The 12,183-nt window shown below is 70.3% G+C and carries 7 protein-coding genes; 2 read left to right on the top strand and 5 right to left on the bottom strand.

The genetic code is table 11. From position 1 onward, the window contains the following. Positions 1 to 2,288 (top strand): SseB family protein (locus B0E54_RS31160; protein ID WP_234591392.1); only part of this gene is annotated, 2,288 nt, incomplete at its 5' end. After that, complete coding sequence (locus B0E54_RS31155) at positions 2,285 to 2,650, top strand: hypothetical protein (RefSeq protein WP_234591389.1); 366 nt, start codon at positions 2,285 to 2,287, stop codon at positions 2,648 to 2,650. The genes B0E54_RS31160 and B0E54_RS31155, both read left to right, overlap by 4 nt. Positions 2,651 to 2,654: 4 nt before the next feature. Here B0E54_RS31155 and B0E54_RS31150 read toward each other — a convergent pair whose 3' ends face one another. From B0E54_RS31150 to acs, 5 genes are all read right to left on the bottom strand, one after another. Continuing rightward, positions 2,655 to 3,587, bottom strand: coding sequence for an alpha/beta fold hydrolase (locus B0E54_RS31150; protein ID WP_234591387.1), 933 nt, complete (start codon positions 3,585 to 3,587; stop codon positions 2,655 to 2,657). A 66-nt stretch (positions 3,588 to 3,653) separates the two neighbouring features. Beyond that, positions 3,654 to 4,055 (bottom strand): hypothetical protein, encoded by a 402-nt coding sequence (locus tag B0E54_RS31145; protein WP_234591384.1) that lies wholly within the window; start codon positions 4,053 to 4,055, stop codon positions 3,654 to 3,656. 204 nt (positions 4,056 to 4,259) lie between these two features. Beyond that, on the bottom strand, positions 4,260 to 6,686 hold the full coding sequence (locus B0E54_RS31140) for an immune inhibitor A domain-containing protein (protein ID WP_234591394.1): 2,427 nt from the start codon (positions 6,684 to 6,686) through the stop codon (positions 4,260 to 4,262). 332 nt (positions 6,687 to 7,018) lie between these two features. Next, positions 7,019 to 9,811: an immune inhibitor A domain-containing protein gene (locus B0E54_RS31135; RefSeq protein ID WP_234591382.1), complete on the bottom strand. Its 2,793-nt coding sequence runs from the start codon at positions 9,809 to 9,811 to the stop codon at positions 7,019 to 7,021. Positions 9,812 to 10,053: 242 nt separating this feature from the next. Continuing rightward, positions 10,054 to 12,018, bottom strand: a complete 1,965-nt coding sequence (gene acs / locus B0E54_RS31130; RefSeq protein WP_234591379.1) for an acetate--CoA ligase — start codon at positions 12,016 to 12,018, stop codon at positions 10,054 to 10,056. Positions 12,019 to 12,183 lie beyond the last annotated feature (165 nt).

Genomic DNA, 12,183 nt, shown 5'->3' with positions numbered 1-12,183 from the left:
CGTCCGCGAGCCGTCCGGCGGGCGACGGCGACGGTCCGGCCGCCGGTGACGGCAACACCCAGGGTGGCCGGCGCTCCTTCTTCGAGCCGACGTCCGGTCGAGCGTCCGGCCCGGTCTCCGGGGACGCCCGGCCGGGCGACCGCGCGGTGCCCCCGTCCCGGTTCGGGCGCGGCAGCCAGCCCTTCCCGCGTCGCCGTCCCGCGGACGCGCCGGGCGGCGACAGCGCGGCCTCGGCCTTCCCGATGCCGACACCGGACGCCACCCGACCGCTGCGGCCACCGGCCGGCGACCTGGGCGCGTCCCGGGTGGTACGAGCGCCCGCGACTGACGACGAGGCCACCCAACCTCTGCCACCGCGACGGCCCACACCGTTGGCCGAGGAACCCACCCATGCGTTCCGGGTGCCCGGCCCAGCCGCGGGCGAGCCGTCACCGACAGGCGTCGGAGGGCCCGTTCCGACGGCCGACGAGACCCAGGCGATCCCGCGTGGCCGCCCCGGTGACCGGCAGCGCTTCGAGCCGGTGGAGGAACTGCCTCCGTCGGTCGCGGAGCCGGTCTCCGGCCCACCCGCCCCGCGTCGCGGCTTCACGCCCATCGTCATCGAGGGCACCATCATCGAGTCCCGCGATCTCCTCGACCCCACCGAGGGCGCTCCCGCGTTCGACACGGCACGGCGACCCGGCCCGACGACGGCCGGCCCGACGACCGCCGGCCCGCCGCCGTTCGGTCCGCCCGCGCCCGACCCGGCCGCGCCCGGTCCCGCTGTTCCCGGGGCCTCGATGCCCGGCCCCTTCGCTCCCGGACCCTCCGCCGCGGCCCCGGATCCGTTCGGCGTGCCCTCGTCGTTCACGCCCGCCTCGTCCGGCACGGCTCCGTTCGAAGCAGCCGACACCGGCACGGGCCTGGCCGATCCCCCCGAGACCGCCGCCGGCCTGTTCGGCACGGACAGCACCGGCGCGGGCCCGTTCGATCCGGCCGGCTCCGACCTGAGCGGCGCTGACCTGAGCGGCGCTGGCCTGAGCGGCGCTGGCCTGAGCGGCTCCGACCTGAGCGGCGCTGGCTTGAGCGGCGCTGGCCTCAGCGGTGACGACCTGAGCGGCGCTGGCTTGAGCGGCGCTGGCCTCAGCGGTGACGACCTGAGCGGCGCTGGCTTGAGCGGCGCTGGCCTCAGCGGTGACGACCTGAGCGGCGGCGGCTCGGCCGGTTGGTCGGCGCCCCGATCCCCGGTGGGCTACGAGCCGGAGACGGTACGCGCCGACGACGAGCGCCCGGTCGTGGACGACAAGCGTGCGGTGGTCGACGAGCCGGCTCCGGTGCAGTTCGAGCCGGCCAACACCGTCGAGGAGGACCTGCTCGGCGCGGCCGGCGCGGGCAGCACGGACACGTTCCTGTCCACCCTGCTGTTGGCCCGGGTCCTGCTTCCGTCGGCGGCGGACTCGGTGCGCGGCAGCCGTCCCGGCGACCCGGGCTTCGTGTGGCGTACCGCCCAGCTCGACGGCGAGACGTACGTGGTGGTCTACACGTCCCCGGAGCGCCTCGCCGACCACGTCGAGGGTGACGTCGACACCGTCCGGGTGAAGTTCGCCCAGCTGATCCGGCGCTGGCCGGACGAGGACTGGTCGTTCGCCGTCAACCCGGGCACGGCCGTCGGCGCGAAGCTGCCCGGCGACCAGATCGTCGCGTTGGCCAACTGGGCCGCCGAGGTGGGGCTCGGCGACGATCTGGAGGTCGACCCGCAGGAGCCGGCGGTCGAGGCGGAACCCACGGCCCGCCCCCGGTACGCTCCGGCGGCGGTCGACCCGGCCCGTCCGACGGTGATGCAGAAGGCGATCGCGCCGAGTCAGCTCGCGTACTACCTGGAGCGCGGGTACGACCGGGTGTCCGGCTTCGTGCACCGGGCCGGCGAGTTGGCGCACCTGACCACGCCGGCCGAGCTGCACGACGCGCTGGGCCTGAGCTACCCGGGGTCACCGTTCGTACGCGACGCGGAGGAGATCTACGTGCTGCGCTGGCCGGCGCACCGGCCCAGCCTCTACCGGATCCCGTACGGCGGTCAGAACGAGCCGGCGATGCGGGCCATGGAGGGTTGGGTCATCGAACGCCCGCCGTTCCGGGGCAACGGCTTCGCCCCGGGTGAGAGCAGCGACGTGGTGGCGGAGTTCAAGGTGGACAGTGCCCGCCTCCCGCACGGCGCGCAGCTCTGGCGCATCGGCGGGGACGGCACCGAGCGGGTGATCGCGGTGCTCGACACCGACGCGGTCATCTGGCGACGGGTTCCGGAGGCGTGATGCGCGACGGCTACGTGGCCCGCTGGCGGGGCCGGGAGTACCAGGCGAGCCCGGACGGCGACGACATCCGGCTCTACCAGCCGGAGCCGGGTGAGGGCTTCGAGGAGATCCGTCCGGGCCGGTACGTGCGGGTGCTGCCGGCGAGCGAGATCGAGGACCTGGCGTACGTGCGGACCACCTGCACGTGGCAGGGGCAACCGTTCATCGTGCTCGGGAAACACGACGCCTGGCTGCGGGTGGAGTACACCGGCGGTCGCTGGCCGGTGGCCGAGGCCATGCGGCTGGAGGTCTTCGACTTCGGCGTCTACCAGGGCTGGGCGCCGGCCGCCGAGGTCACCGACCTGCGCGAGCAGCGGGTCTGATCGATCAGGACTTGGCCCACCGCAGGATCTCGCCGAGGACCAGCTCGGGAGCTTCCAGGTGGGGGAAGTGCCCCACCCCGTCGAGCAGGCGCCACTCGTACGGCGCCACGACGTACCGGCCGGACCCCAGGGCGGTTCGTGGCAGGGCGGCGACGTCCCGTGCGCCGTGCAGTTGCAGGGTAGGGGTGACCAGCGGCTTCTGCATGAGCCGGACGAACCGGTAGCCGTGCAGCCGCAGCACCGAACGGAAGGCCCAGCGGTAGCCTTCCAGCGCGCAGAAGGCGGCCTGTGGGATGCGCATCGCCTCCCGGCACCGCTCGGCGTACGCCTCGAAGCCCGGGCTCGCCGCCCAGCGCGGCCCGGCCCAGCGGCGCAGGATCTCCCCGACGGCCGCCCCGCCGTCCTTGGTGAGCACGTGCTCGTAGCGGGGGAGCTGGAACTTCAACGCCGGGGTGGAGGCGGCGAACTGCCCGCGTGGGTCGGCGAAGATGGCGGCGCGCAGCCGCAGCGGGTGGGGTGCTCCCAGGACCACCAACCGCCGGACCAGCGACGGGTGGAACGACGCCACGGTCCAGGCGACCATGCCGCCGACGCCGCTGCCGACGACAGTCGCCGATCGTTCGCCCAGCGCACGGATCAGGCCGGCGATGTCGGCGGCGAGCGTGTAGCCGTCGTACCCCCGGGGTGGTTTGTCGCTGGCGCCGTACCCGCGCAGGTCCACGGCTACCGCGCGGAAGCCGGCGTCGGCAACCGCCGGGAGCATCTGGTGCCAGGCCCACCAGTGCTCGGGGAAGCCGTGCAGGAAGAGCACCATCGGCCCGGTGCCGGCCTCGACCACGTGGAACCGGGTGCCGTTGGCGCCGACGAAACGGTGCGTCCACGGCCCCTCGGTGAGGACACAGGACTCGTCGACGGTTCCGCCGCGCTGGTCGGTCATGGTTGACAGCCTAGGACCCCCGTCGGCGGGCGGCCGTTTCGCCGGCCCGGGAGCGTCGGGCGACGGTCAGCCGACCGGGCTGATGTCGACGATGCTGGCCGGGGTGCCGGGGCCGCAGTCGGCGGTCGGGTCGGCCGGGCCGATGGTCACCCGGACTGTCGTGCCGACGGCGAAGGTGCCCTTGCCGGTGCCGTGCAGCGCGTACTGCCGGCCGTCGTCGGTGACCAGGCCGTAGCAGGGGCCGTCGCCGCCCCGGTTGATCCGTCCGGCCAGCACGTTGGCCTTGCGGGCGTCGGTCGGCTCGCGCGGTGGGCCGGTCGGCGGGCGGAGGGTGGGCAGCGGGACGCGCGAGCGCGACGGTCGTCCGGAGGGGGACGACGGCGTCGGATCGGTGGGCCCGGTCGGCGCGGCGGCGGACGAGGGTGCGCCGGTCGACGGGGCGTCGGACGGGGTCTGCTCGGTGGACACGCCGTCTCCTTCGTTCCGCACTCCGGCGCAGCCGGTGAGCGCCAGCAGGGCGGCCAGACCGGCGCCGGTCACAGTGGTGCGGGTTCTTGGTTGCACGGGTGATCGGACGCGCGGGGCGCGACCGGGGTTCCCGCAAACGGGCGATGCCCGGGCAGGTGACCTGCCCGGGCATCGCCGTGGTGCGGGTGTCGCGTGATCCGAGGATCAGAAGAAGCGGACGGTGGTGTTGATGCCGTCCTGCGACACGACCTTGATCTTCCGGCCGGTCGCCGGGAGCTTGACGCCGTGGTTCGGCAGCTCCGGGTACCAGTACTGCTGGGTGTCGTCGAACAGCGGCTGCGCGGCCTGGCCACGGACGTAGTTGGCCTGGCTGTCGATGTGCAGCGTGAACGAGTCGGCCTTCTTCAGGCTGAACGGAGCGTCGTAGACCTGGACGCGGGCCCGCCAGGGGGCACCGGTCAGGTTGTACAGCGGCTCCGGGTGCGCGTCGATGATCAGGTTCCGACCCTCACCCGGGTGCGCGAACGTGTCGTTGTCCGCCCAACGGGTGTTGTGGTACGAGATCAGCAGACCCTCCTGGTACGCGTAGTGGTCCACGTAGTCCGGGCGGGTGTTCGCGTAGCCGAAGTAGTACGGGCCGGTCTTGAGGTACTTGTCGTACGAGGTGTACGACCGGGTACCGGCGATGTAGTAGTTGTCGAACGAGCGGGTGTAGGTGGCCGCGGCGATCTCGAACTTCCCGGCGAAGGTCCAGCCGTTGGCACCGTTCTCGGCACCGTCGGTGAACACGGTCTGGCCGTCGGCGGTCACGGTGATCGCGTCACCGTAGAAGCCGCCCTTGGACAGGCCGCCGTCGGTCTGGTAGCGCAGCCGGAACTGCACGACCTTGCCCGCCACGGAGTTCATCGGGATGTTGACGTCGACCCACTTGCCGTTGCTGGAGCCGTCCAGGGCGAAGCGCCCGGGGGAGATCTCCTTCAGCGGGTTGCCGTTGACGGTGCCGGGCAGGGTCGCCCAGGTCTTGCCACCGTCGGTCGAGGCCTCGAAGAACAGGTAGTCGAACCCGCTCTCGATGTTGTAGCGGCCCTTCATGGCCAGGGCGGCCGACGACTTCCCGGTGAGGTCCAGCGTCCGGGTCATCGTGCTGTTGAGGTCGTCCTCGTTGCCGGTGAAGAACTGCTTGCTGCCCTCGAACGGTGCGCCGTTCGAGAAGGTGTACTCGCGGTCCGGGAGCACGACGACCGCGCCCTGCGCCTCCGGCGAGTTGTACTCCTGCGGGCCGAGAACCAGCGTCTTCTTCTGCCCGATACCGATCGTCTCGTAGTCGAGCCAGCCAAGCTGGTACTTGTTCCACGCGCCGAGGTCGCCACCGCGCTCGCCGATGCCACCGTCGTTCTTGGCACCGAGCCGGCTCTGGGCCATCAGGGTCCAGTGCTCGTTGTTGTTGTCGCCACCACTGACCACGTTGTAGTCGTCCGGCAGACCGAGGTCGTGACCGTACTCGTGGTAGAAGACGCTCCGGCCACCGTTCTCCGGCTGGATCGTGTAGTCACCGATCCAGACGCCGGTGTCGCCGATCTCGGTGCCGCCGGCCGGGAAGTTCGCCGGGCCGGTGTTGCCCTGGTCCGAGGCGTACGCGTACCAGCGGTGGCTCCAGATGGCGTCCTCACCCTGGATCGGGTCACCGTCGGCCTGGTCGCCGCCGGAGTGGACGATCTGGAAGTGGTCGATGTAGCCGTCCGACTCGTTGAAGTCGCCGTCACCGTCGAAGTCGTACCGGTCGTACTGGTCCATCGACTTGACGTCGGCGGCGATCTGCGCGTCGGTGCGACCGGCGGCCTTCTGGTCGAGAACCCACTGGTTGGCGGCGTCGCGGACCAGGTCCCAGGTGTTGCTGCAGACGTTGCTGTCGCAGACGTTCGGGTCACCGGTCGGGTCGTCGTCGGCCTTCGGGTCGTCGGAACGACCGTAGCGGGCCTCGTTGTACTTGACCTTGACCCAGTCGGTGACCTCGCCCTCGACGCTGTAGCGACCCGAGGACTGGGCCTCGTAGTACTGCTTCAGCGACTCGTCACCGGGGTTGGTGCCGAAGTAGAGCTGCCGGTAGTGGTCGGCGTTGTAGTCCGGCTGCCAGACGGTGGAGTTGTCCACCGCCCGGTTGGGCGCCGGGATCTGGTTGTGCAGCGGCCCGTCGAACTTGGTCGGCCCCGCGGTGTTGGGGTCGATGTTCTTGTCCGGGAAGTCCGGGTGCCGCTCGTTGCCGAACTCGGCGAGGATCACGAAGATCTTGTCGGTCCGCTGACGGGAGAGTTCGACGTACTGGTCTTCCGTCTGGGCCGTGCCCGCCCCGGTGGTGCGGGCGCTGGCCCCGTCGGCCTGGGTCTTACCGACCTTGACGACGGTGCTGCCGTTGATCTTCTCTGCCTTGGCCTTGCCCTTGAGGACCTCGTTGAGGCCCTCCTGGCGCAGCGCTCGCCGCTTGTCCTCCAGCGGGTTCGGCAGGTCGTGGTCGGCAAGGGCAGGCTCGGCGACCGACGGAGCGGCCGTCGGCAACTTCGGCTGCGGCGCGGCACTGGCGGACGGTCCGAACGCCAGCCCCGTCGCCGTCAGCGAAAGCCCGAGCAGACCCACTGCGACTTTGCGCACGTGGTACCTCCGGTGTGAGGGAACCGACCCAACGGGGGTACGGGCCGGTGATAGATCGATCCCACTAGTGGGACCAATGGTGAACATAGACACTGCCGGGACGGGTGGGAAGATGTGCGCGTCGATTTGTTGCAAGATTTTGTTGGGAACGCTTTTCACCGTCACACCCCTGCGCTTCATCTGCGCCGCGAACCAGGGCGGACTGGCCATGCGCAAAGACAGCGACATATTTCGATCAATATGATCGGGTGTACGACAGTGGGGCCGGCGGCGTTCCCGCCACCGGCCCCACCATCAGTTGTTGCTCCGCGAAACCGCTACTTCTTCGCCGGGGTGACGTAGATCGTGGCGGACGTGTTGTCCCGCGCGGTCTTACGGATCGTCAACGAGACGCCGTTCTGCACGCCCGCGTCGCCCGGGTTACCGGTGCCGAGCACGATCGCGCCACCGCCCAGCGTCACGCCGTAGAACTCCGGCGCCGGGCTGCCGTCCGGGTTGGTCACCCGGGTGGTGTACGGCGCGTTGCCACGCGACGGCACCACCACGGAGGCGTCGTTGTCCCGCGCGTACGGGGCCCCGTCGCGCATCTCGATGCCCGGGTACCAGCCCTTGGCGTCGGTGAAGCTCTTCACCGGCGCCTGCGCCTTGAACTTCGTGCAGTACGCGCTGTACGGCTCGTCCGCCGCCTCCAGGCACTCCGTGAAGGGGTACGTCTTCTGGAGCGTGAACGCCGCGTTGGCCGACTGCGGACGGCTGGGCAGGTTGTCCGTCACCGACGGGTCCTTCTCGGCCGCCGTGCCGGTCCGCCGGTACGGGTCGAAGTGCGAGTCCACGATGAGCAGACCGCCCTTCGCGCCGTAGCTGGGCAGCGCGGTCATCTGCCCGGTGACGTGGTTGACGTCGCCGAGCGCGCTGTCCCGATACCACACCAGCATGCCCGGCGCGTTGTAGGAGATCCGGTCGACCTTCCACGCCTCGTGCGAGTAGATGGTGTCGTAGGCGTACTTCAGGCCCTTGTCGAAGCCGTCGAAGTTGCGCCACTCGGCCAGGTAGTACTGCGCGTGCACCTCGGTGCCGCCGGAGACCTTCCAGCCTGCGCCGGTGGTGTCCACGAAGGTGCCGCCGGTGGCCGTCCAGCCGTTGGCGCCGCCCTCGACGTCGTCGCTCCAGGTGGTGGCGCCGCCGCCGGTGACCGAGAAGTCGTCGACGAACCAGTTGCGCTCCTCGAACGCCTCATCGGTGGCCTGGCGCAGCCGCACCTGGACGGTCTTGCCCGCGTACGCCGACAGGTCGACGTAGTCGTGGCGCCAGCCGTCGGTGCTGCCGGTCAGGCCGTACTTCTTGCCGCCGAAGTCGTTCATCCGGCCGTTCGGGTCCGGGTAGTTGTCCGGCGTGGTGACCACGGAGCCACCCTCGGCGTACACCTTCTGCTCGGTCCAGGACGCGCCACCGTCGGTCGACAGCTCGACGAAGCCGAAGTCCCAGTCCTCCTCGATGATGTAGTTGTTCCACATCCAGAACTTGGCGTCCGCGGCGTTGGGCACGTCGACCGAGCGGCTCAGCTTGACGTCGGCCCAGCTCTGGTCGTTGTTGCTGTGCCACATCTTGGTGCCGCTGTGCGGCGTGGCCAGGACCGTCACCTTGTCCGGCAGGTCGACCTTGATGCCGTCCTCGGCGTCGATAGGCGTACGCGAGGTCTGCCCGAGCTTGACCTCACGCGGGTTGGACCCGGGGCGGATGGTCAACGGGTCGGCCCAGCCGAGCACCCACTTGTCCCAGATGCCCATGTGCGTCGGGAGCGCCTGGAAGATCTCACCCGAGTGCGAACCCGAGGCCATCAGGTCCCAGAAGTCCACGTCGGAGTCGGCGTTGCCGGAAGTGTCGTAGAGGTCCGGCAGGCCGAGGTCGTGGCCGAACTCGTGGGCGAAGACACCGACGCCGGCGTCCTCCGGCTGCACGATGTAGTTCGACACCTTCAGGTTGGTGCCCGGGATGCTGTAGCCACCCGGGACCGAGGAGGAGTGCGCCCAGACGGCGTAGACGCCCTGGTCGCCGCCGCCGCGCGACTTGCCCTGGCCGGCGTGCACCAGCACCAGGTGGTCGATCACGCCGTCCGGCTCGAAGAGGTTGCCGTCACCGTCGCGGTCGGCCTGGTCCTCCTTGTCGTACTCGGCCCACGGGAAGCTCGGGTCCTTGGCGGCGAGCGCGTCGATCGCGTCGGCCGCCAGCTTGCCCGCGCCAGCCGGGTTGTCCGGGTGGCCGTTCATCGACTGCTCCCGGCCGGGGACCCAGTTGCCGTTCTCGTCCTGGGTGCAGCGGTTGGCCGCGTACCAGCCCTCGGAGTGCGGAACGGTGATCCACGGGCTGGCCTGCCCGTCGACCGTGTACGCGTTCTTGGACATCTCCAGGTACATGTTGTGCATCGTGCGACCGGAGAGGTCGATGCCCTTCTTGCCGTCCGGGCCCTTCAGGTCCTTGCGGACCCGCTCGGTGATGCCCTTCTTGCTGTACAGCATCTTGTCGTAGTGCGACGGCGAGAAGTCCGGCACCCACATCGAGTTGTTGTCCTCGTGCGGCAGCGTCGCCGGGTTCGCGATGGTGTTGTGCTTCGGCCCGTTCTGCACGGTGCCGGGGACACAGGTCCGATCCTCGAACACCGTCTTCGGGACCATCACGTTCGTGAAGTCGTCGTTCGCCTTGTCGTTGAACTCGACAAGCAGCGTCAGCAGCTTCGCCGTCTGCGTGGTCGGCGACTGCTTGATCTGCCGCGGGCTCTTGCCCGTCTTGATCGACTTCGCTTCGATCTGCGCGAGCTGGCGCGCGGTCACCGGGTTGCCCCGCGCGTGCTTCTGGTCGAACGCGCGCGCGGCGTCGACGGCGGGGGTGTAGACGCCACCCTTGCCCTTGACCTCACGGCCGGTGGTGTCCGTCTGCACCTCGGGCTCGGCGTAGTTGATGTAGTACTCGTCAGCCCCGATCACCGCCCGGGGGGTGGTGGACGGCTGCGCCGCCGCGCTTCCACTCACGGTCAGTGAGGTGGCCGCGAGGGCGATGACGGGCAGCGCGACGAGTAGTCGTCGACGCGACCCCGGATGGGAGTTTCTGTTCATGCCGCTCCGTTTCTCGGGCATGGGCGGAGGAAGCCGGCCGACTCCGGGCGCGCAGGGGCGCATCGAGGCCCACCGACCTCCGTGAAACTAAATGAGAAACACGCCGAACGGCGGGAACGTGATGGAGGCGTTATTCGTCCAACCTCCGCGGCCGGCGGCACGCGGTGGTCGTACCTCCACAAAAGACGACGGTGGGTGACGGTCCGGACGGACCGTCACCCACCGATGGGGTACGCCTGTCGTCAGTCCTCGTCGGACTTCGTGCCGCTCATCCCGGACGAGATTAGCTCCATCACCGAGGAGTCCTGCAGCGTGGTGACGTCGCCGAGCGACCGGTTCTCGGCCACGTCCCGCAGCAGGCGACGCATGATCTTGCCCGAACGGGTCTTCGGCAGCTCCGGCACCAGCATGATCTGCCGCGGCTTGGCGATCGGGCCGAGCGTCTTCGCCACGTGGTTGCGCAGGTCCGCGATGAGCTGCTCACCCGCCGCGCCGGCGATGTCCGTGCTGCCCCGCGGGATGGCGAACGCCACGATCGCCTGGCCGGTGGTGGGGTCGGTCGCGCCCACCACCGCCGCCTCGGCCACCGACGGGTGCGACACCAGCGCCGACTCGACCTCGGTGGTGGAGATGTTGTGCCCGGACACCAGCATCACGTCGTCGACCCGACCGAGCAGCCAGATGTGCCCGTCGTCGTCCTTCTTCGCCCCGTCGCCGGCGAAGTACATGCCCTCGAACCGCGACCAGTACGTCTCGATGAACCGGTTGTCGTCACCCCAGATGGTGCGCAGCATCGACGGCCACGGCTCGCGCAGCACCAGGTAGCCGCCCCCGCCGTTGGGCACCGACTGGCCCTGGTCGTCCACCACGTCGGCGACGATGCCCGGCAGCGGAGTCATCGCCGAACCCGGCTTCGCCGCCGTCACCCCCGGCAGCGGGGAGATCATGATGGAGCCCGTCTCGGTCTGCCACCAGGTGTCCACGATGGGCAGCTCGCCCCGGCCGACGTGCTCCCTGTACCACATCCACGCCTCGGGGTTGATCGGCTCACCGACGCTGCCCAGGAGCCGCAGCGACGACAGGTCGAAGCCGGCGGGGATGTCCTCGCCCCACTTCATCATCGTCCGGATCAGGGTCGGCGCGGTGTAGAGGATGCTCACCTTGTACCGGTCGACGATCTCCCAGAACCGCCCCTTGTGCGGCGTGTCCGGGGTGCCCTCGTACATGACCTGGGTGGCGCCGTTGGAGAGCGGGCCGTACACGATGTAGGAGTGCCCGGTGACCCAGCCGATGTCGGCGGTGCACCAGTAGACGTCCGTCTCCGGCTTCAGGTCGAAGACCGCGTGCGTGGTGTACGACGCCTGCGTCAGGTAGCCGCCCGTGGTGTGCAGGATGCCCTTCGGCCGGGCCGTGGTGCCGCTCGTGTAGAGAATGAACAGCGGGTGCTCGGCGTCGAACGGCTGCGCCGTGTGCTCGGCCGACGCTGTTTCCACCGTCTCGTGCCACCAGTGGTCCTTCTCCGACCAGGCCACGTCCTCGCCGGTGCGGCGGACCACCAGCACGTGCTCGATCGACGGGCAGTTCGCCACCGCCTCGTCCACAGTCGGCTTCAACGCCGACGGCTTGCCCCGCCGGTAACCACCGTCGGCGGTGATCACCACCTTGGCGTTGGCGTCCTGGATGCGGTTGCTCAACGAGTCGGCCGAGAACCCACCGAAGACGACGCTGTGCGCCGCGCCGATCCGGGCGCAGGCCAGCATCGCGACCGCCGCCTCCGGGATCATCGGCAGGTAGATCGCCACCCGGTCGCCCGCCGTGACCCCCAGGTCGGTGAGCGCGTTCGCCGCCCGGCAGGTCAGCTCGTGCAGATCGGCGTACGTGAGAGTGCGGGTGTCACCCGGCTCGCCCTCCCAGTGGATCGCCACCTTGTCACCCCGGCCCGCCTCGACGTGCCGATCAAGACAGTTGTACGCCACGTTGAGCTGCCCACCGACGAACCACTTCGCGAACGGCGGGTTCGACCAGTCGAGCACCTCGTCCCACTTCTTCGACCAGGCCAGGCGGTCGGCCTGCTTCGCCCAGAAGGCGAGCCGGTCGGCCTGCGCCTCGGCGTACGCGTCGACTGTGACGTTGGCGTGCGCGGCGAGTTCGGCCGGCGGGGGGAACTGGCGCGTCTCGTTCAGCAGATTGGCCAATGCCTCGCTCATGCCGTGACTCCTCGTCCTCGGGTGACCTGCGTCTCGCTGGGCACGAGGGTAGTCGCGGGGTCCCCGGCCGGCGACCGCTGCCCACCCCGTCGCGCCGAGCGGCCCCCGCCGCGCGCCCGACGGCCGGCCCTGCCCGTCCCACCCGGCCCCGGCCCGCCCTGCCCG

It is taken from the genome of Micromonospora sp. MH99, from assembly GCF_021442385.1.
GTDB lineage: Bacteria > Actinomycetota > Actinomycetes > Mycobacteriales > Micromonosporaceae > Micromonospora.
The sequence above is the reverse complement of the archived record's forward strand: the minus strand, read 5'-3'. Positions and strand labels throughout refer to the sequence as shown.

What these genes read in the sequence shown, in the direction of transcription:
- acs (WP_234591379.1), bottom strand. Translation starts at nt 12,018, where the DNA reads ATGAGCGAGGCATTGGCCAATCTGCTGAACGAGACGCGCCAGTTCCCC.
- B0E54_RS31135 (WP_234591382.1), bottom strand. Translation starts at nt 9,811, where the DNA reads ATGAACAGAAACTCCCATCCGGGGTCGCGTCGACGACTACTCGTCGCG.
- B0E54_RS31150 (WP_234591387.1), bottom strand. Translation starts at nt 3,587, where the DNA reads ATGACCGACCAGCGCGGCGGAACCGTCGACGAGTCCTGTGTCCTCACC.